At 37.7% G+C, this 23167-nt stretch carries 20 protein-coding genes; 11 read left to right on the forward strand and 9 right to left on the reverse strand.

Translation table 11 applies throughout. From position 1 onward, the window contains the following. Positions 1 to 223 precede the first annotated feature (223 nt). The 9 genes from grxD (at position 224) to BTO11_RS08560 (ending at position 10277) form a co-directional block, all read left to right on the forward strand. A complete protein-coding gene (grxD, locus tag BTO11_RS08520) occupies positions 224 to 547 on the forward strand; it encodes a Grx4 family monothiol glutaredoxin (protein ID WP_105052208.1) in 324 nt (107 codons plus the stop codon). A gap of 156 nt (positions 548 to 703) precedes the next feature. Continuing rightward, entirely contained in the window at positions 704 to 2389 is a 1686-nt protein-coding gene (locus BTO11_RS08525) for an Lcl C-terminal domain-containing protein (RefSeq protein ID WP_105052209.1), read from the forward strand. Between the two features lie 2 nt (positions 2390 to 2391). Next, entirely contained in the window at positions 2392 to 2934 is a 543-nt protein-coding gene (locus BTO11_RS08530) for an Lcl C-terminal domain-containing protein (protein ID WP_105052210.1), read from the forward strand. 73 nt (positions 2935 to 3007) lie between these two features. Then, the gene (locus BTO11_RS08535) at positions 3008 to 3796 is read left to right on the forward strand and encodes a DUF2884 family protein (protein WP_105052211.1); all 789 of its coding nucleotides are present in this window, start codon (positions 3008 to 3010) and stop codon (positions 3794 to 3796) included. A 135-nt stretch (positions 3797 to 3931) separates the two neighbouring features. Beyond that, positions 3932 to 4717, forward strand: coding sequence for a phosphatase PAP2 family protein (locus tag BTO11_RS08540; RefSeq protein ID WP_105052212.1), 786 nt, complete (start codon positions 3932 to 3934; stop codon positions 4715 to 4717). A gap of 85 nt (positions 4718 to 4802) precedes the next feature. Beyond that, entirely contained in the window at positions 4803 to 6740 is a 1938-nt protein-coding gene (locus BTO11_RS08545; protein ID WP_105052213.1) for a sulfatase-like hydrolase/transferase, read from the forward strand. 184 nt (positions 6741 to 6924) lie between these two features. Further along, positions 6925 to 8418, forward strand: a complete 1494-nt coding sequence (locus tag BTO11_RS08550) for a peptide MFS transporter (RefSeq protein WP_105052214.1) — start codon at positions 6925 to 6927, stop codon at positions 8416 to 8418. Positions 8419 to 8496: 78 nt separating this feature from the next. Then, positions 8497 to 9918, forward strand: coding sequence for a peptide MFS transporter (locus tag BTO11_RS08555; RefSeq protein ID WP_105052215.1), 1422 nt, complete (start codon positions 8497 to 8499; stop codon positions 9916 to 9918). 47 nt (positions 9919 to 9965) lie between these two features. After that, positions 9966 to 10277, forward strand: a complete 312-nt coding sequence (locus BTO11_RS08560; protein ID WP_105052216.1) for a DUF6170 family protein — start codon at positions 9966 to 9968, stop codon at positions 10275 to 10277. A 162-nt stretch (positions 10278 to 10439) separates the two neighbouring features. Here the strand turns inward: BTO11_RS08560 and BTO11_RS08565 are convergent, their stop codons facing one another. Then, complete coding sequence (locus BTO11_RS08565) at positions 10440 to 11006, reverse strand: YceI family protein (protein WP_105052217.1); 567 nt, start codon at positions 11004 to 11006, stop codon at positions 10440 to 10442. Positions 11007 to 11064: 58 nt separating this feature from the next. Continuing rightward, entirely contained in the window at positions 11065 to 11607 is a 543-nt protein-coding gene (locus BTO11_RS08570) for a cytochrome b (protein WP_105052218.1), read from the reverse strand. Between the two features lie 385 nt (positions 11608 to 11992). On the opposite strand from BTO11_RS08570, the gene BTO11_RS08575 reads away from it, so the two are divergent. Together BTO11_RS08575 and BTO11_RS08580 are read left to right on the forward strand one after the other, a co-directional pair. Further along, complete coding sequence (locus tag BTO11_RS08575) at positions 11993 to 12529, forward strand: redoxin domain-containing protein (protein ID WP_105052219.1); 537 nt, start codon at positions 11993 to 11995, stop codon at positions 12527 to 12529. Positions 12530 to 12888: 359 nt separating this feature from the next. Beyond that, the gene (locus tag BTO11_RS08580) at positions 12889 to 15744 is read left to right on the forward strand and encodes a M16 family metallopeptidase (protein WP_105052220.1); all 2856 of its coding nucleotides are present in this window, start codon (positions 12889 to 12891) and stop codon (positions 15742 to 15744) included. A 196-nt stretch (positions 15745 to 15940) separates the two neighbouring features. Here BTO11_RS08580 and nth read toward each other — a convergent pair whose 3' ends face one another. From nth to rsxA, 7 genes are all read right to left on the reverse strand, one after another. Further along, complete coding sequence (nth, locus tag BTO11_RS08585) at positions 15941 to 16573, reverse strand: endonuclease III (protein ID WP_105052221.1); 633 nt, start codon at positions 16571 to 16573, stop codon at positions 15941 to 15943. Between the two features lie 73 nt (positions 16574 to 16646). Next, complete coding sequence (locus tag BTO11_RS08590; RefSeq protein ID WP_105052222.1) at positions 16647 to 17444, reverse strand: electron transport complex subunit E; 798 nt, start codon at positions 17442 to 17444, stop codon at positions 16647 to 16649. Next, the gene (rsxG, locus tag BTO11_RS08595; RefSeq protein WP_105052223.1) at positions 17437 to 18855 is read right to left on the reverse strand and encodes an electron transport complex subunit RsxG; all 1419 of its coding nucleotides are present in this window, start codon (positions 18853 to 18855) and stop codon (positions 17437 to 17439) included. Before rsxG ends, BTO11_RS08590 begins: the two co-directional genes overlap by 8 nt. Before the next feature lie 2 nt (positions 18856 to 18857). Continuing rightward, the gene (gene rsxD / locus BTO11_RS08600) at positions 18858 to 19925 is read right to left on the reverse strand and encodes an electron transport complex subunit RsxD (RefSeq protein ID WP_105052224.1); all 1068 of its coding nucleotides are present in this window, start codon (positions 19923 to 19925) and stop codon (positions 18858 to 18860) included. Further along, on the reverse strand, positions 19925 to 21916 hold the full coding sequence (gene rsxC, locus BTO11_RS08605) for an electron transport complex subunit RsxC (RefSeq protein ID WP_229793313.1): 1992 nt from the start codon (positions 21914 to 21916) through the stop codon (positions 19925 to 19927). Before rsxC ends, rsxD begins: the two co-directional genes overlap by 1 nt. 14 nt (positions 21917 to 21930) lie before the next feature. Then, positions 21931 to 22482, reverse strand: coding sequence for an electron transport complex subunit RsxB (gene rsxB / locus BTO11_RS08610; protein ID WP_105052226.1), 552 nt, complete (start codon positions 22480 to 22482; stop codon positions 21931 to 21933). Continuing rightward, entirely contained in the window at positions 22483 to 23064 is a 582-nt protein-coding gene (rsxA, locus tag BTO11_RS08615; RefSeq protein WP_105052227.1) for an electron transport complex subunit RsxA, read from the reverse strand. Positions 23065 to 23167 lie beyond the last annotated feature (103 nt).

The following is a 23167-nucleotide window of genomic DNA, read 5'->3' on the forward strand; positions in this document are numbered from 1 at the left end:
ATATCGCTCAGTTTATTTATAGTTACGCCTTAAATGAGGCTGTTAATCTTTCTTTCAAGGCTAAGTCTTGAAATATTTAACTAGAGCGCATATTTAGACTAAATCTTTTAATGAATTTGAATGCTGCATATTTAAATTCTCTGTATACGCTAGACCAAGAAATGGTATCAAAAATAGTACGTTCTAGGTTAGCTTAATTCATCGCCATACTACCGAGGTTGACATGGAAACCATAGACAAAATTAAACAACAAATCGCTGAAAACTCAATTCTTTTATACATGAAAGGCAGCCCTAAATTACCTTCTTGTGGTTTCTCTTCACAAGCGTCTCAAGCATTAATGCAATGTGGTCAAGAATTCGCTTATGTTGATATTTTACAAAACCCTGATATCCGTGCTGAATTACCAGCTTACGCTGAATGGCCAACATTCCCACAATTGTGGATTGGCGGTGAGTTAGTTGGTGGTTGTGACATCATAATGGAAATGTTCCAAAAAGGTGAGTTACAAGCTTTAATTAATGAAGAAGTAGAGAAGTCTGCATAATTCAGATTGCTACTTTAATTAAATAAAACCAGCTTTTGCTGGTTTTTTTATGACTAATATTTGTCTAATTCTATTTGGATAAGTAAATGGCTTGAACTTTGCATTTAAGCTATGAAAATCCATATTTAATGCACTTTAATTATAAGTATTAGGTTTATGTTAAAAGTCTATTTTAAAAATAAATTCATCCAGAAAGGTCACCTAACTGTTTGTATTTGTTTAATTATATCGTTGGCTATGAGCGCTTGTAGCGACTCATCAAGTGGCTCTGACTCTGCGGCAAACCTTGCCAGTGTTAATGCGGGTGAGGATCAAGTTGTACTAGAAGGCCAGCCAATAACATTAGATGCCACCGTTTACCCTGAGGGGGGAACGGTTGTTTGGGTGCAAATACAAGGTACATTCATTGATGGATTTCCTACAGAAGATGAGTTGCTTGTTGAAATTACGGCTCCAACTTCTCCAACGTCGGAAGATGTTGATTTGGTATTTAAAGCCGAATATACCTCGTTAGATGGTCAGGTGGTTTATGATGAAATTACAATTCAAGTAACAAATGTGGATTATAACCCTATTGCGATTGTTCAGTTTGAAGAAGGCTTAACACCAGCATTTGATACTTATGAAATAGTCACGCTTTCTGGCAGTAACAGTTATGATCAAGATGGCGAAATTCGCCAGTATCAATGGACGCAAATCGACGAGAATGATGAATTAACTTTTATTTCGGATACCGATGAAGTTGAGTTAAAGCTCAAAGCTCCTTTTGTGACTGAACTAACTAACTTTACTTTACAGCTTACCGTAACAGACAACTCAGGGTTACAAGGTAGTAACACGCTAATTGTGCCAGTTGCAGCGTCAAGTAGCGTTATTGCCGCTAATGCAGGCTCGGATCAAATAGTGGATGAGTTTACTCTTGTTACCTTAGATGCATCAGATAGTGCATCGGCGGTTTCAGATGTAACTTGCAGTTGGCAACAATCCCATGGAATTAGCACGACTATTAGCAATGCTGAAAGTTGTATCGCGACTTTTACTGCGCCAGATGTCGATGCAGAAGAAGAACTGATTTTTTCAGTAGAAGTAACAGATTCTCAAGGTGAGCAAGTTTCAAGTGAAGTATTGATAACGGTTAATCCGGTAAATTTAGGGTATTTACATGATACTGGTATTACAGGTTGTTTCAGTAATAGTAAAAAAATAGCCTGTAATGACCCAGATTTCCCAGAGCAAGATGCTGACTCAGGTCGAGATGAAATTAGTACTTTATTAGATAAAATTGGCGATGGACCACGTTCTTTTGATTTTACTAAATTTGATGAAAACGGCGATGAATTATCTAACTCAGCGGTTGTATTTAGTTGCGTTCGCGATAACTTCACTGGTTTGATTTGGGAAGTTAAAGAGGCTCCTAGCATTCCTGAATTTGAGAATTTAAGGGGGGCTGAAAATTATTACAGTATGGACTCAAAGCTTGCTGCATCATCGTCATGCCCTTCAACAAGCAACTGTGGTCAAGAAGAGTTTATAACAAATGTTAATGATGCATTTTTCTGTGGAGGAGCCAACTGGCGATTACCAACGTATTTAGAGCTATTAAATGTGCTCGATTATAATGACGTGAATAGTGAAGATTTATTAGTTTCAGAATTTTTCACTAACACTCCAAATAAAACGGTACTAGGCCACAAATTTTACTGGGTATCTAACGCTAGTGCTGAGGGCGAAACCGATGAAGCGTATTTTGTACTAGATTTAGCAACTGGCGATGATTCGGCACTACATATGTCAAAACCTGCCTATGTTATTTTAGTCAGAAGCGTTGGAGAAGAAGATTAGAGATGATAGTTAAATTAAACAAAAAATTAACAATAATAACTGCCTTTTTAATGATCTTGTCAACACAAGCATTTGCAGTTCAGCAATGTGATGGCAGCTCAGTGACCACAGATGATGAAGATTTTGTTATATCGGAAGATGAGCCCAGTATTGTAACCCATTCAACTACAGGGCTATCTTGGTCTAGATGTCTGGTTGGTCAGGTTTGGAACAACGATGATGAGACATGTGACGGCACAGGAAAACAATTAACCTGGCAAGAGGCTCTTCAGCTATCTACTAGCTATGAATTAGAACAAAAAACTGGGTGGCGTGTGCCAAATATAAAAGAGCTTGCCTCTATTGTTGAACGTAACTGTGTCTCACCATCAGCTAATTTGACTATTTTTGATAATACACCAGCGCAAAGTTTTTGGTCTTCATCGCCTAATACAGCCGCTGGGCAAAGTAATGAAGCCTGGGCTGTCACATTTAGTAATGGCCGACTTGATAGTAAATTGAAACAACAAGATTTCTACGTACGTATGGTTAAATACGCTGAATAGCATTGATCATTAATGGCTTTACCTGCAAAATTAAACGCATTGGAATTCATTCTCTGTAATTGGAATTGACACTTTGCGTTTTCACCTTATTATTCTTGCTTTTTTGGCCTCTATTGGTTCACAACAAGCTAAAGCGGCTGAGTGCCCAATTCAACTGAAAATGGGCTTGCTCATATCTCCTGATCATATCCGCGTGTTAAAAAAAGGTCGTACCCAATTTCAAATAAATAACAATGAACAGTTATTTATTCGTGGTGACGAAATAGAGTTAACACCTGAACAAACCGCTTTAGTCAAAGAGTTCAGTTTGGGACTACGAAAAGAGCTGCCTGAGATTGTCGATATTGCGATGGACAGTATGGAACTTGGCTTTGGTGCATTAAATAAGGTAATAAAAGGCATTGCTGGTACGGACGCGGCGCAGGGAATTGAAGAGCACTTTGCGGTCTTACAACGAAGTTTAATGGGCCGCTTTGCTCGTAGCGGTGATAACTTTTATTTAGCTCCTCAAGGCCTAAATGAACTTAATGATTTCTTTGAAGGTGAACTTTCAAATCAAGTGAAAAGTATTGTTACCAACTCCTTAAGTATTATGTTGGATGCCATGGATGAAGCGTTTAAAAAAAGTGACACTGAAATTGAAGGGAAAACGGTGGGTTTGGGAATTCGAGTTGATTTAATCAGCGCCGAAGTTGAACGCTCGTTAAAATATAATGCAGATAGGTTAGAACAAAAAGCGGATGCCTTTTGTCAGCGCTTTGAAACGTTAGACGCTATTGAAGCTAGATTACAAACGCAATTACCTCGTCTTAGAAATTATGACATTTTAAGTAATGAAACCAATATAAATGAGTCGCATTAGTCCAGAACAAGCAGGGGGGGGGGTCATCCGTTTACCAAGTAATAAAATTATTTGTTAAAAACAGACCATGTCTTGTGTTAATCTCCAAAATATTCCGCTTAGCGTAAATTACCATGAGTTAAATGATAGGAAGTCATGCGAAATCCATATATATATTTTATAACTGCCGTTACTTTGCAGTTCACCAGCTTTGCTATATCAGCCCAAGAACGTTTTGAATTACAAACAAAGACTATTTTTTCAGAGATAGTTAACGACTATAAAACCTTCTACCAAACCGACCGTATGTTAAGAGCTGCAACCGTATTTTCATTAGGTGGTATTATTGCCAATACAAGCTTAGATCCTGAAATTCAAGAATGGCATCAATCTAAAATAAAATCTGACTTTTCCGATGATGTTTCTGGTGTGGCAAAACTGTTTGGCGAAAAAACCATAATGTTACCAGTCACATTAGCTGCAACTGCAATGCAAATGTCATCAACCCACAATGTATTTGGCGAGTGGGGGCAACTTACATTACGTTCTTATATTGTAGGCTCTCCAGCAGTTGGTGTGATGCAGTATGTAACTGGTGGCTCTAGACCTAGAGATGGACGTGAAGCTGATTGGCGACCATTTAATGATGATAACGGGGTTAGCGGACACTCTTATGTAGGAGCGGTGCCTTTTTTAGTTCTAGCTAAAATGAAACAATTAAGCCCAATGCAAAAAAACATGGCCTTATTTGCTTCTGGTTTGTCTGCCTGGTCACGAGTAAATGATGATGCACATTATTTTTCACAAGCATTACTCGGTTGGTACATGGCCTGGGAAGCCGTGGATGCGGTATCGTCTAATGGTGTTAAAGAAAACTGGCTACAAGTAAGCCCGTATACATTTGGTGATGGTGTTGGTGTATCTGTATCAATGTCTTGGTAAAAAATGCACCTGTACACCCGATATGTACAAGTCATAGCTCTCTTTGTGCTACGAGTAAAATAAGTTTAATAGTTGGATTTAGTCGATGTTGGAAGTAAAAAAAATTTGGTTGTATATACAAAAAAACACTCTGCTTAGTCTGAAGCAAAGTACATCCACGTTATTTCATTTTGTATTTTATAGCTTTGCTTTTACTTATTTATTGATAAGTGCCTTCGTATTAAGCTCAGATGCACCGTTAACTTTTAGCGGTATAATTTACGCGTTAACAATCCCCGTCTATTACTATTTGATTTTTGTCGTTTTAACTGTCGTTTTGATACCTATCTTATGGAGTAAAAAGCTAGTTGCTTTGATTTTGCTGCCTAAGTTCTTAATGGATATGATGCTAATTGCTGATTATTTTATTTTTGATATTTACCGTTTTCATATCGATATGTTGTTTATCAATATGTTGCTGCATGACTTTAAAGGTATCGGTATATCTATCTGGCTAGTTTTACTGTCTCTAGTGGTATATTCAATAATCTTTTTAATTAACTTTGTTATTTATAAGAACATTAAACGCTTACCTAAATTACGACTTAAGTGGGTTAATTTAGCCGTGTTTTTGGTTTTTATCATTGGGCAGGGAATTCATATAGTCGGTTATGAATATAAAACGCCTAGCGTAATTCGTTATACGCCATACTTACCTTATTATGCACCATTAACCTCTAGCTCTTTGATGGATAAATTAAAAGCAAAATATCCGAGTGTTTTTCCACAGCAAGATAACAGTGTCAGTGATGGAATTAATTCTATTCTGTCGTCAAGTTCAACCGGTGGTTTATTAAACTACCCAATTAATCCACTGACATGCCCTACACCAGAATTAGACGCCGCATCGCAAGTTAAAAACCTGAAACAAAAGCAAAGCCAACCGAACAAACCAAATGTTTTAATATTTGTAATGGAGAGCTGGCGACAAGATGTTATGGATAAAGATGTAAGTCCTCACATCTTTAACTTAGCTCAGCAGGCAAGCCAATTTAATAATCATTACAGTGGTGGTAGCGTAACGGTAAATGGCTTATTTAGCTTACTGTATGGCCTACATCCAACTTACCGTGATTACATGACGTCGACACCTTATCAAAATCAAAGTTTATTGACTAAAACCCTTGCTCAGCAAGGTTATGATATTGACGTATATACCTCTTCCAACTTAGACCGATTTGCTTTGAAGGCAATGTTCTTCGGTAAAATAAACGATGAGCATTATGTGAACCCATTGAATGAGCAAGTGTATATCAATGATAAGGTTGCCGTTGATGCCTTAATTAAAGACTTAAAAACACCAACCACTAAACCTTGGTTTAAGTTTGTCTTTTTAAGTGCCACTCATCATAACTACCAATATCCAAAGAAACATAAGATATTCACACCTGTTGAGTCTAATCCAGAGGCATTTTTGTTTGATAAACACATGGATGGCAAACCATTATTTAACGACTATAAAAATTCAGTTCATTATTTAGATAGCCTATTTGGTGACGTTTGGTCTGTCATGAAGCAAACCAATATGGTTCAAGATACTTTGACCATAGTGACATCAGATCATGGTGAAGAATTTAACGATGACAATAAAGGTTACTGGGGTCATGGTAGCAATTTCACCAAATACCAAACCGCGGTACCATTAATTGTGAAGAAACCACAGCAGAGTGAACCTGAAAGGGTGACTGAATTAACTGGGCATATTGATATAGTTCCAACTATTTTACAAACCACCATTAACTGTCAAAACCCAACGACTGACTACAGCTCAGGTTTTAACTTATTTGATTTGCCAGAGCAGCGTGAAGGTTTGATTATTAGTAGTTATAAAGATAAAGCTTATTTAATTGATGAACAGATTTATGCCACTGGATTGAATATTCAAAGTTACTCAGTTGAAGATATAAATAAAGAAAATGAGCATTTTAATTATAAAAAGTTAAGCCAGTTAAAAGAGCAAGAATCGAGTTTATTAAATCATTAATAAAGCACGGTTATCGTATTAGTGCTTAAAACCTTACAAATTCTAACCAGTTGAACCGACTATTAACCTATGGGGTCTTGCATCATAGGGCTGATGACGGTATAAACACTGGGTTTGATATAAATCAAAAACGGCCCAGAGAGGCTGTTTAAAAAAATAATAACTATAATCGTTAGGAACATTTATGAATAAACCAGAATATACTGGAACGTGGTTTGGGCAGCCAGGCGGATTGCTTACTTTATTTGCAACCGAAATGTGGGAGCGAATGAGCTACTACGGCATGAGAATGATGTTGGTTCTTTTCATGACTGCATCCCTACAAGACGGTGGTTTAGCCATCACAGTTGCATCTGCTGCTGCTATCTATGGGCTTTACACTGGTGCTGTATATTTTATGGGCTTACCAGGCGGTTGGATTGCTGACCGTTTAATTGGTGGTCAAAAATCAATATGGTACGGCGGCATTATCATTATGTGTGGTCATATCATCTTGGCAATACCAAGTGATACCACGTTTTTCATTGGTCTTATTTTTGTTGTGCTAGGGACTGGTTTATTAAAACCGAATATGAGTTCATTAGTTGGTCAGCTTTATGCTGATAATGACGACCGTCGTGATGCTGGTTTTGCTATCTATTACATGGGTATCAATCTTGGTTCTCTAATTGGTTACGGTATTTGTGGCTCCTTAATGGAAAGTGAGAGTTTTGGTTGGCATTGGGCATTTGGTGCAGCTGCTGTTGGTATGGCACTAGGTTTATTTATTTATAAAAAGACAACACCTCGCTTAAATGGTGTAGGTGCAGAGCCTTCACATCCTATGTCTGATAAAGGCAAAAAAATTAGCTGGATGGTTATTGTTGCTGCTTTAGTCGCATTAGCTGGTGTGACTGCGATGACTTTTGCAGGTTCAATCGTGATTAACCCAGTATCACTTGCTGAATATACAGCCATTGTTTTTACTCTTGTTTTTGTTGTGTATTTTGGCGGCATTTTCTTTTTTGGCAACTTAAATGAAAATGAGAAAAAAGGCATGGGGGCTTTACTGTTAGTTTGTGTAGCTTCAGCTTGTTTCTGGTCTGGTTTTGAGCAGGCTGGTTCTTCGATGAATTTATTTGCGCGTGATTATACTGACCGTATTGTGGGTTCGTTTGAAATTCCAACCGGTTGGTTCCAGTCGTTGAATTCATTTTTCATCATTGCATTATCACCATTTTTTGCCGCATTATGGATTAACTTATCTAAGAAAATGATCAGTCCTTCTTACGGTATAAAAACTGCCGTTGGTTTGATTATTATGGCAACAGGCTTTTTAGTTATGTTTGCGGCATCACAATACGCGGTAGCTGGATTAAAAGTTGCGCCTTATTGGTTAGTTGCTACTTACTTTCTACATACTGTTGGTGAGTTATGTTTAAGCCCAGTCGCGTTAAGTGCAGTAAGTAAATTATCGCCTAAACGTTTCTCAGGTCAGCTAATGGGTGTGTTTGTATTAACGTACTCAATTGGTAACATAATATCTGGTTTATTAGCTGGTAACTATGATCCTAATAACGTAGAACAAATTCCGTCATTGTATTTACAGATAAGCTTATTTAGTATTGGCATCGGTATTGTGATTGTTTTACTTAGCTTTAAAACTAAAGCGTGGGAAAAAGCAGCGGAAGCTAAATAGCTTCTACCTGATCATTAAAGCCCTTTTATTAGGGCTTTTTTGTATATGTGTGAATTCAAATTTAAATATGGTTAATTAATGACACAACAAACAGAAATTTTAGGCTATTCCAAAGGGCTCTTTTTATTGGCTAACACCGATATGTGGGAACGCTTTAGTTATTATGGAATGCGAGCGTTATTAGTATTGTATTTAGTAGCAGCTACCTCCAACAGTGGTATGGGTTGGACGACCACAGCTGCATTGAATTTATATGGTACGTTTACTATGTTGATTTATATAACGCCGCTGTTTGGTACTTGGCTTGCTGATAATATCTTAGGTCAACGTAAGGCGATTATTTACGGTGGTTTTTTATTAACCTTTGGTTATTTCACATTAGCTATTCCTGCTGAATACTTAAATGGTTTTGAAACTCAATTCTTATACATAGGTTTATTTTTAATATTAGCTGGCAACATGTTGTTTAAAGCTAATATGACAGGTTTAGTATCTGGTTTATTTAGTAAAGATGATGAGCGACGAGTCGGTGGGTTTACCATTTTCTATATGGGGATAAATCTAGGTGCTTTTATCTCACCTTTAATTATTGGTTCCATTGGTGAAAAAATCAATTGGCATTACGGCTTTGCTATTGCAGGCATTGGTATGTTGATTGGTCTTACGATGCAAATTGTTTATGCAAAATTGTACTTAGGTGATTTAGGTTTAGAGCCATCAGCCAAAGTCGCAAGGAAAAAGAAAGTATCTACAGATATATCGCCACTAACCAAAGAAGAAAAAGATAGAAGCAAAGTCATCGTATTAATGAGTGTATTCTCTATTATTTTTTGGGTTGGTTTTGCTCAAGCTGGTGGCTTGTTTAACATATACGCCTCAGAATTTACCGACAGAAGCTTTATTGGTTTTGAAGTTCCAGCGACTTGGTTTCAAGCGCTAAATGGTTTATTTCTTATTTTACTCGCGCCTTATGTTGCAAATACTTGGCTTAAATTAGGTAACAAAGAGCCTGGCTCACCGGTTAAATTTGCTATTGCTATGGTATTACTATCACTAGGCTTTTTTGTCATGGTATTGGCTACGTTTACCCAAGGTGGTGACGAAACCGTAAAAGTAAGTATGTTGTTTTTAGTATTTGCTTATTTGTGTCACACCTTAGCTGAGCTTTGTTTGTCACCTATTAGCATGTCTATGATTGGTAAACATGCACCAGCCAAACTATGTGGTTTGTTGATGGTTGTTTGGTTATTTTGTACAGCGTTAGGTAATAAACTAGCGGGGGTTATTGGCTCTATGGTTGGTAACGGCGGACAACAAATAGAAAATGCTTTAGTTATTTTTGGCTCAATCGGCATCGCAGGCTTAGTGACTGCCCTCATTGTTTTTCTATTATCTAACAAATTAATAAAATGGATGCATGGTGCTAACGAGCCGGGCGCTGATGAAGAGCAACGATTAGAACAAGAAGTATCTGTGGTTGCGACTCATGAAGGCATGTAGTTCTGAGGTAAAGAGCCCAGAGGCAAACAACTCAGAGGTAAATAAGCATGCTGTTTAATACAAGTAAGCTTCCTGTGTTTTCAGGTTTGAATTATACCCAACGTATGTTGGCGCTAGAAATGGCAAAAGAGAAGTTACCATTACCTAAAAAAGCGGTATTACATACGATTAAATTTTTGCTTATTGCTCCAGTATTTTTTTTGATTGCTAACGATCAAAGCTGGTCAGTCTTAGCCTGGATATTTTTATTGTTTTTACTTTATCCGTTAGTGACAAAGCCACTTTCAATTTACTTCGTACGTTCATACTTAAGTGAATGTGTGGAGCAAATCAAACAAAGTGATGATAAAACTAGCTAGGTAACAAATAGTTAAATGACTAAATAGTCACTGTAGAATAAAAGTGACAGGCAAAATAAAAGGGCCGTTGCTTATTTCTTGATTATTATTTTAATCAAAAAATAAGCAACGGCCCTTTTTATATGTGAAGCTAAATCAGAGTATAATAAACAGTCGTTTAAATTACTGTTTAATACCTTCAATCAATAGTTCTAATTCGATTTTTCCAACCCAACCCGCTTTAAAGTCGTAATCAGAAACATCAATTGTTGTTGTGCCAGCAAAACCTGCGCGATAACCACCCCACGGATCTTTACCTTCGCCAATTTTAGTTGCATCGATAGTGATGCTATTTGTTACACCATGCAGTGTAAAGTCACCAACAACTTCAACTTTATCTCCGCCTTTGTCAGTTACTTTAGTACTAACGAATTTAGCGGTTGGGAATTCTTCAACGGCTAGGAAGTCGCCGCCTCTTAAGTGCTTGTCACGTTCCGCATGGTTACTATCAATACTAGTTGCATCAATATTTACTGTTATTTTAGTTGCCGCAACGTCTTTTGCATCGTAGCTAAATTTACCGTCAAACTTGTTAAAACGACCGGTTAAAAAACTATAACCTAAGTGGTTTGCTTTAAAGTTAATAAATGCGTGAGCACCTTTTACATCTAATACGTAATCAGCTGCGCTAGCAACTTGGCTTGCTGTTAATGCTAATAAACCAACTAAGGTTAATGATAATTTTTTCATGTTATTTCTCTTTTATTTATGTTGATATTTATAATATGTTTCTAAGTTATATATAATTTTATTTAAATTTTGTAATACGTTTTATCGTTTCATCTTTATCAATGAAGTGATGTTTTAATGCAGCTAGTACATGTAACACCACCATAGCCATAATGGTATAAGCCGCTATTTCGTGTACTTCGCCTGCTAAGTCTTCTTGATTGGCAAAAAGCTCACCCATTGAAGGGACTGTAAATAGGTTAAACAGTTCAATCCCTCTGCCATCAGCAGTCGAGATTAAGTAACCACTGAACATAATCAACAAGAGTAACCCATAAAGTGCCAAATGCGCGAGTTTTGCTAATTTATGTTCAACTTTCTTACCTCCAAGATCTTTTGGCGTTTTGTTACTCAGCTTCCAAATAATCCGTATTAAGGTAAGTGAAAATAAGGTTAAGCCAAATGCTTTATGGTAATAGGGAGCCTCTCTATACCACTCGCTATAATAGTTTAAATCTACCATCCAAAAGCCAAGCGCAAATAAGCTAAAAACCATCACTGCGCTAATCCAATGGATATAAGTGCTAATCAATCCAAATTGTTCATCTGTATTCTTAAGCATAATTAATTATCTCTTTAAGTAACTGAACCAATAATACATTCTATTAAGCGAAATTAAATGCCAAATAATTCGTCTTATCTTTCTATTAAATAGAAAGGTATTAAATTATCCAATTGTTGAATGAATATCAATACTCAACAATATAAATATTATAAATCAGTTGGTTACTATATCTTTTTTTATAGGAAATGAAATTAAATCAGTTGAAACTCGTTCAAATTAAGTTGAGTGTATAAATTACCTAAGATTTGGAAATAGTCTTTGTAATCAATATGCATAAGAGGTCGGTGTATGCTACATACTTCTAATTATTAAACGCTTTTGTAGTAAAACAAACAATGTATTTATTAACACAATTTAACTTACCAATTTAGAAAGAGGCTCTATGACAAATTCAATTAAACTCACCGCAGGCGATGCTTTTCCATTAACGCAAGCGACACTTTTGGATGGCACGGTTGTTAACTTAGGTAAAGCGCACGGTGATGCTGATTGGCAGATGGTTGTGGTGTATAGAGGTAAACACTGTCCTTTGTGCGTACGATACCTAAATTTATTAGAAGAGCACCAAGAAGCATTGAAAGCTATTGGCGTAAGCGTTTCTGCTGTTTCAGGTGACTCAAAAGTACAACTTGAAGAGACAATGGAAAAGTTAACCATCACTTACCCAATTGCTTATGGTTTAACAGAACAACAAATGAAAGCGTTAGGTTTATATATTTCAGCACCGCGTTCTGAACAAGAAACGGATCATAACTTTGCCGAACCTGGATTGTTTGTGATTAACGCGGAAGGTCTTTTACAAGCGGTTAATATATCTAACACGCCATTTTTACGCCCAGAGCTAGATGTTGTGGTAAGAGGTTTAGGTTTTGTTCGTGGTCAAGATGACTATCCAATTCGTGGGACGGTTAGTTATTAACTGAACTTTTTTATCCACAATTATATTCAGTAATAAAACTCCATTGAACAAGGTTCTGTAGAGGTTACTGACTTGCTGAGAATCCCTCACTCGGGGGATTGGAGTTCCGAGTGGATAATGTAGTAACGTTTTATTACTTATACACTTGTAAGCTAAGTCAGATTATCTGTTAAATGACCGCTTAATAACGTTTGATAAATAAACGTGAAATCACCTAAAACCTCAATTTAAACATGTAATTAAGTTTATAATTCAGAATAGAGTAACGGTAAAAGTAATAATTCATTTTTAGTTTACAAGTTTAACTAACTTCATTTAAAGTGGAGGGGAATGTAGTTAAATTTAAACAGGACGAGAGAATGAAACTAACGAAGATAGCACTAACTTTATTACTCAGTACAGGCTTAACAGCCTGTGGTGGCGGTAATGAAAAAAGCAATTCAACGCATACTATTCCAGGTGTAACGTTTGTAGAGTCACTACAAGCGAACCCTGATGAAATCAATATCCCTTATAAAAAATACAAATTAGATAATGGCCTGACTGTTATTGTGCATGAAGATCACTCGGATCCTTTAGTGCATGTCGATGTTACTTACCATGTCGGCTCTGCACGTGAAGAGTTAGGAAAGTCAGGCTTTGCTCATTTCTTTGAACATATGATGTTTCAAGGCTCAGAAAATGTTGCGGATGAAGAGCATTTCAAAATAATTTCAGAAGCGGGTGGTACTTTAAATGGTACAACTAATTCAGATCGCACCAATTATTTTGAAACAGTTCCAGTTAACCAATTAGAAAAAATGTTATGGCTAGAAGCCGATAGAATGGGCTTTTTACTTGATGCTGTAACACAAGAAAAGTTCGAAGTTCAGCGTGAAACTGTTAAAAATGAACGTGGACAACGAATAGATAATCGCCCTTATGGACGTATGAGCGAGAGAGTGTCTCAGGCTTTATATCCAGACGGTCATCCTTATTCATGGCCAGTTATTGGTTTTATGGATGATTTAAATCGTGTAAATGTTAACGACCTTAAAGCCTTCTTTTTAAAATGGTACGGTCCTAATAATGCAACGCTTACTATTGGCGGCGACATCAGTGCTGAAGATGTATTGCCTTTAGTTACAAAATACTTTGCACCTATCCCAGTTGGACCAGAAGTCCCTACAGTGCAAAAAATGCCAGTGAAGCTTACACAGGACCGCTATATTTCAATGGAAGATAAAGTTCATTTACCGCTATTAAGTATGAACTTTCCAACGACGTATGCGCGTTCAGAAGACGAAGCCCCTCTGGATGTATTAGCTGAAATAATAGGCGGAGGTAACAACTCGCTATTGTATAAAAACTTAGTTAAGACGCAACTTGCTGTTCAAGCCAGTATGAATCACCCTTGTAGTGAACTTGCTTGTTCTGTAAGTATTTATGCATTACCTAACCCAACATCAGGCAAAACACTTGCAGATATGGAGAAGGTAGTACGTAACTCATTTGAAGAGTTTGAAAAACGCGGTGTAAAACAAGATGATTTGGATAAGATAAAAGCTAAAATTGAATCACGTTCAATCTTTGGTCTGCAAAGCGTTGCGGGCAAAGTATCACAACTTGCGGCGTCTGAAACCTTCACTGGTAACCCTAACTACATCAAAACAGATATTGCTCGATACAATGCAGTAACTAAAGAAGATGTAATGCGTGTATTTAATCAATACATTAAAGGTAAATCTGCCGTTATCATGAGTGTAGTACCAGAAGGGCAAGCTAAACTAATTGCCGCAGCTGATAATTTTACTCCTAAAACACACGACTTTGGTGGTCCGTCAACAACGTCGGCAGATGACTTAGTCGCGCGTAGAGCCGTAGATACTTTTGATAGAAGTGTTCAGCCTAAAGCAGGTGTTAATCCAGCCGTGGAAGTTCCTACATTATGGAAAAGTAACACTAAAAATGGCATAACTCTGTTAGGCACACAAAGCACAGAAACACCAACGACGGCTATTTTCATCAAAGTACCAGGTGGCTTATATCATGAGTCTGCTGAGAAAGTAGGTTTGTCTTCTTTTACTGCGACATTATTAGGTGAGTCAACAGAAAATTACACAACCGAAGAAATGAGCAATGCGATCGAGAAGCTGGGTAGTAATATCAATATTTACTCAGATAAAACACATACTAATATCTATGTTTCAACGCTTACCAAAAACCTTGATGCAACACTTGATCTCGTAAAAGAAAAACTGTTTAAACCAGCATTTAATAAAGATGATTTTGAGCGTAATAAGCAACAAAGCATACAAAATATTCAACACTCAATGAAAGATGCGGGTTATTTAGCATCAAATGGCTACAACAAGTTACTTTATGGTAATAACATTGCTGGCTTACCAAGTGGCGGGAATGTTCAAAGTGTATCAGCGATTACATTAGATGATGTTAAAGGGTTTTATAAAACCAACTTTAAACCTCAAGGAACTGAAATTATAATTGTTTCAGACTTAGATAAATCAAAAGTAGAGTCTAAGGTGACTGTAACTTTTGCTGATTGGGAAGGTCAAGCACCAAAATTTGCGGTTGACTTTACTGAGCCAAAAGTTGAAACCAATGTTATCTATTTAGTTGATAAACCGGCGGCACCTCAATCTGAGATCAGAATTGGTCGTCGCGATATGGTTGAAGATATTACCGGTGAGTTTTTTAAAGCCAATTTAATGAACTTTGCTTTAGGTGGTACATTTAACAGCCGTATTAATTTAAACCTACGAGAAGACAAAGGCTATACGTACGGAGCTCGTTCACGCTTCTGGGGTGATAAAACATCAGGTGGTTTTACAGCTTCTGCTGCGGTAAGAGCTGATGCTACCGCTGCATCTTTAACAGAGTTCACCAATGAACTAATGAGCTATTCAGAGCAAGGTATCACTGATGAAGAGCTTATGTTTATGCGAAAAGCAATCAACCAAAAAGATGCGCTGAAATATGAAACGCCGAATGCAAAACTTGGCTTTTTAGCACAAATTTTAGAGTATGATTTATCGCCTAGTTTTGTTGATGAACGCAATAAAATTGTGAGCACTATTAGCAAAGAAGAAATTAATAAATTAGCTAAAAAACACTTAAACACTAAAGAGATGGTCTATTTAGTGGTAGGTGATGCTCAGACTCTTCGCCCTGAACTTGAAAAGCTTGGAATGAAGGTTGTTGATTATAAGTTGTAATTAACTACAGTGTTAAAACTAAAAAAAGCAGCTTTTAAGCTGCTTTTTTATTGTCTTAATTAAATGGCCGTTAAGTAGGATTAGAACTAATTTATGAATTTTAGAGAAAACTCTAGAGAAACAGAAATAGAAATAGAAATACTCTAATGAGAAGTGACCAAAACAGATTTATACAATAGGCTTAGTTTTGTTAAATTTAATCATTCTTATCTTTAAACTCACATAAATCCTCAATAATACACGCACCGCATTTAGGTTTTCTGGCAACGCAGATATATCGGCCGTGCAGTATTAACCAGTGGTGAACGTCTACTTTGAATTCGGCAGGGATGACTTTTAGCAGCTTTTCTTCTACGTCTTTTACGTTTTTACCGGGCGCGAGTTTGGTGCGGTTGGATACTCGGTCTATATGTGTGTCTACAGCGATGGTAGGCCAGCCGAATGCGGTATTTAATACAACGTTAGCGGTTTTTCTACCAACGCCTGGTAGCGCTTCTAAGGCGGCTCTATCTTCTGGTACCACAGAGTTATGTAACTCAATTAGCATTTTGCAGGTTTTAATGGTGTTTTCGGCTTTGGTGTTAAACAAACCAATGGTTTTAATATAGGTTTTTAAACCATCTACACCTAAAGCTAAGATAGCTTCTGGTGTATTTGCCACAGGGTAAAGTTTGACGGTTGCTTTGTTAACGCTGACATCTGTAGCTTGTGCCGATAATAAAACAGCGATCAACAATTCAAATGGGCTTGAGAATTCCAACTCGGTTGTCGGGTTTGGGTTGTTATCTCTCAGTCGAGTTAATATTTCTAAACGTTTTGCTTTATTCATCGTAGATTTTTAATCTCTCACCACTTACTCTTTCGAAACTCGAAACTCGAAACTCGAAACTCGAAACTCGAAATTAATTAACCGTTGTTACTCTGGCGCGTTCTACTTTGTTGGCTTTTTTATTTTTTTGATTATCAAGTTGTTTGTTATCAAGATAGTTTTTGCCAGCAATAATAAACCCCATACCGATAAAGGCACCTGGAGGTAAAATAGCCAGTAGGAACTGTTGATCAAACTGAAATATTTGTAACTCTATATCATTAGCCCATTCACCAAATAATAGATGGGCACCGTAGAATAAAGTACCTTGACCAAGGATCTCTCTTACACCACCTAATATTAATAAAATGAACATAAAACCAAGTCCCATCATAAAGCCATCAAAAGCCGCATTTATTGGCGGGTTCTTAGATGCAAACGCTTCAGCTCTGCCAATAATGGCGCAGTTGGTAACTATTAATGGAATGAATATGCCTAAAGATAAATACAAACCATAAGTGTAAGCGTTCATTAACAGCTCTACTATGGTAACAAAAGAGGCAATGATCATAATAAATACAGGGATGCGTATTTCTTTGGTCACCCAATCTTTAACTAGCGATATGGTTAAGTTAGACACAATTAACACTAACATTGTCGCGATACCTAATCCCAACGCATTAATAAATGTATTAGTTACCGCAAGTAACGGACATAAACCTAACAGCTGCACTAGGGCAGGGTTGTTTTTCCATAAACCTTCTTTTGCGATTGTAGACCAATCAACTAACGTAAATGGATTCGGTTTTTTCTCGGTCACTTCACTACTAACATCTTCGTTGGCGTTATGATCGTCAGCAACAATATCTTCTGAGGTAGTTGTATTAGTCATTAGGTACCTCTTTTTTCGGTGTTTCTGACTCATCTACAGCGTCTTTTTCTGAGTCTTCGTCTGATTCTTTATCCGATGCTTTATCTGAGCTTGCACTTGGGGTCTCATCCGAAGATTCTGCTGGTTTGGTAACTGGCTCTTCGTCTTTAGTTTCTACTTTATCCGCTTCTGCTTTGGCTGGTTTAGCTTCATCAGTTGAACTGTCTTCAGCTTTAGGTTTAGCCGCTTCAACTTCAGGCTTAGCAATTTCAACTTTAGCTGCTTTGTCTTCATCTTTAGCGTCTTCAGTTGCTGCTTTTGGCTTAGTGTCAGCAGGCTTAGCAGTGTCACTTGTGCTTTCAGGTTTATTTTCTGTATTAGAGCTTTCAGCTTCAGCTTTAACAGCATCAGGTTTCGCAACATCAGTTTCAGCATCTTCTGCTTTGCTGTCAGCACCAGTGTTTTCTGGAGTAGTAACTTCTGTAGCGGTTGCACCCTCAATTTCTGGCTTAGTGGCTTCAGTGCTAGTGTTTTCTGGAGTCGTACCTTCAGTTTTGCTTTCTGTCTTGCTCTCAGTTTCACCGCTATTAGTAACTGGCGTATCTGTTACTGCTTCAGGAGTAACGATTTCAGGTGCCGTATTTTCAGCTTCTTTAGCTTCAGTTGTCGCTTCCTCTGGAGTTGTCTGTTCAGATGCAGCCTCTTCTGGAATTAGGGCACTGTCTTGCGTTTCTATTTCAGGCTCTATTAGTATTTCTGGTTCGTTAACCGGCTCTACTGGAATTGGTGCAGGCTCACACTGATTTTCTTGAGTAAACAAACTGTTAAAGTTTAGCGTAACGTAAAGAATGGAGTGGCGTAATTGATTGACGACTGCTCTTGGTGTAATTGTGGCGCCGGTAAACTGATCAACATAGCCACTGTCTTTTTTAACAAACCAGTTTTTATCTTGTTCAGAAGTCACGTTCATATTATTAAATGACAATACCCAGTCAGACTTCTCAAGATCAATTTTATCGCCAAGTCCTGGTGTTTCTTGATGTTTTAAAGCTCGTACACCTTGGACTTTACCTTTTTGGTCAACCGCCACCATCATTTTGATTAATCCGTTATAACCTTTAAGCGTTTGAGTTTGGAACACTAACGCGTAAGGCTTATCTTGCATGGTTGCACGATAAATCACATGCTGTTGTTCATCGCCAAAGATATTGTAATCAGTTAAACGGAAGCAGTTTTCAAGTGGATTATTATCAAATTTAGTCGGGACGAGTACTTGGTTAAGTTTATTTAACAAATCTTGTTGGGCTTGTTTTTCTATTACTGGCGCAGTTAATACGTAGGTAATTGAAACCAGCAAAGTACACACAGCAGCAAATGCAGATAACAGCAGTGCATTTTTTTTAGAGGTAAAAATAAGTAAATTCTTGCTCATATTTATCCCTTGGCCTTATGGCCGTAAACTGTCGGTCTCGTGTAATAGTCTATCAATGGCACGGTTAAGTTTGCTAATAGTACAGCAAAGGCAACCCCATCAGGATAACCACCCCATTCACGGATCATAAATATCAACATGCCAATAATTGCACCGTAGATTAAACGACCTCTAACGGTAGTAGACGCAGAAATAGGGTCAGTTGCTATAAAAAATGCCGCAAACATAGTGGCACCAGAAAATAAGGTGATCATAGGTGTTAATGATAAATCAGGCGTAATAGAGTAACTAATTAAGCTTAGGGTAAATAAACTAGCAATGACAGCGAGAGGAATATGCCAGCGAATAATACCTTGTTTGAGTAATAATAAACCGCCAACTAAATAGCCTAGGTTTACCCATTCCCAGCCCGTACCACCATATTCACCGTAAATAGGAGATTTGATGATCTCTGATGCGGTTAAGCCTAAATCTATTTGAGTCTTAAAGTGATCAAGTGGCGTTGCCATGGTAATTCCATCAACGGCTATACGTAATTGATTTACGCTGTAACCATCAAGTGTGAAGCCTGTAAATATAGACGATACACAATCTAAAAAGCTAATGTCGTAAGTCATAACTTGCTGCACTGGTAACCAATTTGTCATCGCGACAGGGAAGGAAATAAGTAAAACGACGTAGCCCGCCATAGCAGGGTTAAACAGGTTAAAACCAAGTCCGCCATATAATTGCTTAACGATTATGATGGCAAAAGATACGCCGATAACGCTTATCCACCAAGGTGCTAACGGTGGGATGCTCAGAGCAATTAATAACCCGGTTAAGATGGCAGAACCGTCAGATAATGTTCTTCTTACTGGCTTCTCTCTTAAACTTAACACTAGCGCTTCTGAGGCTAAAGCAATCAATATACATAACAAAGCTTGTACTACAACGCCCCAACCAAAAATGAAAGTTTGAGCTGCAATACCTGGAATACATGCATAACAAACCATGCGCATAACTTGGTTTGTGGTTAATCCAACTTTACCGTGTGGGGAACTAACAAAAAGATTAGATATAGATTTCATTATTTTTGCTCACTTTGGTCTTTATCTTGTGTTAGCTTTTTAGCTTTTGCTTTAGCAATGGTCGCTGCTATCTTGTCTTTTTTAATCTGCTCAGCAGATTTATCTTCGACGGTTTCGGCCGACTTTGTTTGACTAGGCTCTGTTGTTACGGCTTCAGACTCTGCGGCTTGAGCTAACTTTTTTGCTTTTGCTCTAGCTACTGTGGCGGCAATTTTATCTTTTTTAATCTGCTCGGCAGATTTAGCTTCAACCGTCTCTGTTGTTTCAACAATATTGTCTTTAGGTTCAGTGTTAGCTGTTGTTACTGTTGCGGGGGTTACTTCAGATTTAGATTCAGCTTGAGCTTGAGCTTGTTTCTTTGCTTTAGCGCGAGCAATAGCCGCTGCTACTTTATCTTGTGTGTCTGTTGTTTTAACGTCAGAACTTACTGCTTCACTTTCACCAGCGGATGCTTTTTTCGCTTTAGCACGTGCTAACGCTGCGGCAATTTTATCTTTAGCTCCGCCATCACTTTCTAACGCTTTTTTACGTTTATCCGCTGATTCTTTATGTTTTAATAATCTAGCTTGTTTATCACGCTCAAGTCTAAGTTGACGAGTTTCAAAGCGCTCTTTAGCTTTGTCAGATTTAATCTTGTCTTCTTTTTCTTGTTTAATCTCAACTTTACTAGAACGATAATATTGAACCAGTGGGATTTGGCTTGGACAAACGTATGCACACACACCACATTCAATACAATCGGCTAAGTTATACTCTTCTAGCTTTTCGTGATCTTTAGCTTTGCTATACCACAACATTTGCTGCGGCAATAAGTTAACCGGGCAGGCGTCAGCGCATAAGCTACAACGAATACAAGCTTGCTCAACACCAAATGAAGGCAAGTTATACTCACTTGGCGCTAGAATACAGTTTGTGCTTTTTACTACAGGCATCATGATATCCATGATATTAAAGCCCATCATAGGCCCGCCCATAATCAATCTTTGGTCTTCTTCTGCGACTAAACCACAATGACTTAATAAGTCTGAAATTGGCGCGCCTAATCTGACCCATAAATTTTGCGGACGAGAAATAGACTCGCCAGTAACCGTCACAACTCTGCTTATTAACGCTTTACCGTCGATAACGGCTTCTTTTATCGCAAAACAAGTACCTATGTTTTGCATCACAATACCGATATCTGCTGGTATTGAATTACTTGGTACTTGTTGTCCGGTAATAATTTCAATTAATTGTTTTTCACCACCAGACGGGTATTTGGTCGGTATAACTTTTACATCAATATTTTCTTGATCTGTGACTGCCAGTTTAATTGCTTCAACGGCTTCCGGTTTATTATCTTCAATCGCGATAACCACTAACTCTGGTTGCACCATATGTTGCAGTATATTAATGCCTTGGATGATGTCGGCGGCAAAAGAGCGCATTAATACGTCGTCTGCGGTTATATAAGGTTCGCATTCAACGCCATTGATAATAAGCAGTTTAATGTCTTTATGTGGGTTTGATTTTACATAAGTAGGGAAGGCGGCTCCGCCTAATCCGGCAACACCCATAGATTGTAAGTGCGTTGTTAAAGCTGAAATTTCAGCCTTGTGCCAGTCTTTAATCGGTTTGCTTTTAATTGCAGTGTCTTTATTGTCCGACTCTATGACAACTGTGATCTCAGGTTTTCCTGAAGGATGAGCGGATACATGTGGAATAATTTCTTTAACGACACCTGATGTTGGTGCATGAACCGGAAGACTTAGGCCTTCAATGGCATTTGTTAAAGGTTGTCCTGCTAATACAAGATCTCCAACATTAACCAGCAAGGCGCCTTCATTACCAATATGTTGTTTTATTGGCACGTAATAACAAGGGGAGAGTGGGGCCAAATCAATAGGTGCTGTATTAGACAGTGATTTACGCTCAGGAGGATGTATGCCGCCAGGAATATCCCACAACTTTCCACTTTTCACTTGTTCAATTAAACTTAATTCTGAATGCAAAATAAAACCTGAAATTAATTAATGTTTTTAACTGAGATAGCCAATGTATCCCACTTCCAATTTGTGTCGGTTAGCGGAACCATATCTATACAATCAACTGGGCAAGGTTCAACACACAAGTCACAGCCCGTACATTCATCAATGATCACGGTGTGCATCACTTTAGATGCTCCCATGATTGCATCAACAGGGCAGGCTTGAATACATTTGGTACAACCAATACATTCATCTTCTCTAATAAATGCGACTTTTTTTACATCTTCTTCGCCATGAGCTGAGTCTAACGGTTTCGCATCTACACCCATTAGATCGGCAAGTTGCTTGATGGTTGACTCACCACCTGGTGGACATTTATTAATGTCATCACCATTAGCAATTGCTTGAGCGTATGGTTTACAACCTGGGTATCCACATTGACCACATTGAGTTTGCGGTAATATGCTATCAATTTGCTCTACAAGCGGATCTGCTTTTACTTTAAATTTAACGGATGCAAAACCTAAAATAGCACCAAATACAACAGTTAAAGCGATCAGTGCGCCAAGCGCGAACAATAATATGTACATTTAAACGTTCACCAAACCTGCAAATCCCATAAAGGCTAACGACATTAATCCTGCTGTGATCATAGCAATCGCTGAGCCTTTAAACGGACGAGGTACATCAGCAACCGCTAGACGTTCTCGCATCGAGGCAAATAAGATTAAAACTAAGGAGAAACCAACGGCAGCACCAAAACCATAAACAATAGACTCTAAAAAGTTATGTTCGGCATTTACGTTTAGTAAAGCCACACCTAAAACTGCACAGTTTGTGGTGATTAATGGCAGAAATATGCCTAATAAACGGTATAGTTTTGGACTGGTTTTTTGTACTACCATTTCAGTAAATTGCACAACAACGGCAATCACTAAAATAAAGGCAATAGTACGTAAGAATTCGATACCTAGGGGCTGAAGGATATAGGTGTTTAATAAATAGCTAGACATGGAGGCCAACGTTAATACAAACGTTGTAGCCATAGACATGCCAATAGCGGTCTCGATCTTACTCGATACCCCCATAAATGGACATAAACCTAAAAATTTTACGAGTACAAAGTTATTAACCAGTACCGTACTTACTAATAAAAGAAAATATTCAGTCATTAAATGCAATTAAAATTTATTTTTTTGTATTATCCAGTTTTCCAACGAGATTAACAACACATGATTTATATGGTTATTCTAGTTATGGACAAAATTTCATAAT

It is taken from the genome of Psychrosphaera saromensis (assembly GCF_002954545.1).
Lineage (GTDB): Bacteria > Pseudomonadota > Gammaproteobacteria > Enterobacterales > Alteromonadaceae > Psychrosphaera > Psychrosphaera saromensis.

Bases quoted from the DNA above. Each gene is read 5' to 3' on its own strand.
- grxD (WP_105052208.1), top strand. From the start codon at position 224: ATGGAAACCATAGACAAAATTAAACAACAAATCGCTGAAAACTCAATT.
- BTO11_RS08525 (WP_105052209.1), top strand. From the start codon at position 704: ATGTTAAAAGTCTATTTTAAAAATAAATTCATCCAGAAAGGTCACCTA.
- BTO11_RS08530 (WP_105052210.1), top strand. From the start codon at position 2,392: ATGATAGTTAAATTAAACAAAAAATTAACAATAATAACTGCCTTTTTA.
- BTO11_RS08540 (WP_105052212.1), top strand. From the start codon at position 3,932: ATGCGAAATCCATATATATATTTTATAACTGCCGTTACTTTGCAGTTC.
- BTO11_RS08545 (WP_105052213.1), top strand. From the start codon at position 4,803: ATGTTGGAAGTAAAAAAAATTTGGTTGTATATACAAAAAAACACTCTG.
- BTO11_RS08550 (WP_105052214.1), top strand. From the start codon at position 6,925: ATGAATAAACCAGAATATACTGGAACGTGGTTTGGGCAGCCAGGCGGA.
- BTO11_RS08555 (WP_105052215.1), top strand. From the start codon at position 8,497: ATGACACAACAAACAGAAATTTTAGGCTATTCCAAAGGGCTCTTTTTA.
- BTO11_RS08560 (WP_105052216.1), top strand. From the start codon at position 9,966: ATGCTGTTTAATACAAGTAAGCTTCCTGTGTTTTCAGGTTTGAATTAT.
- BTO11_RS08565 (WP_105052217.1), bottom strand. From the start codon at position 11,006: ATGAAAAAATTATCATTAACCTTAGTTGGTTTATTAGCATTAACAGCA.
- BTO11_RS08570 (WP_105052218.1), bottom strand. From the start codon at position 11,607: ATGCTTAAGAATACAGATGAACAATTTGGATTGATTAGCACTTATATC.
- BTO11_RS08575 (WP_105052219.1), top strand. From the start codon at position 11,993: ATGACAAATTCAATTAAACTCACCGCAGGCGATGCTTTTCCATTAACG.
- BTO11_RS08580 (WP_105052220.1), top strand. From the start codon at position 12,889: ATGAAACTAACGAAGATAGCACTAACTTTATTACTCAGTACAGGCTTA.
- nth (WP_105052221.1), bottom strand. From the start codon at position 16,573: ATGAATAAAGCAAAACGTTTAGAAATATTAACTCGACTGAGAGATAAC.
- BTO11_RS08590 (WP_105052222.1), bottom strand. From the start codon at position 17,444: ATGACTAATACAACTACCTCAGAAGATATTGTTGCTGACGATCATAAC.
- rsxG (WP_105052223.1), bottom strand. From the start codon at position 18,855: ATGAGCAAGAATTTACTTATTTTTACCTCTAAAAAAAATGCACTGCTG.
- rsxD (WP_105052224.1), bottom strand. From the start codon at position 19,925: ATGAAATCTATATCTAATCTTTTTGTTAGTTCCCCACACGGTAAAGTT.
- rsxB (WP_105052226.1), bottom strand. From the start codon at position 22,482: ATGTACATATTATTGTTCGCGCTTGGCGCACTGATCGCTTTAACTGTT.
- rsxA (WP_105052227.1), bottom strand. From the start codon at position 23,064: ATGACTGAATATTTTCTTTTATTAGTAAGTACGGTACTGGTTAATAAC.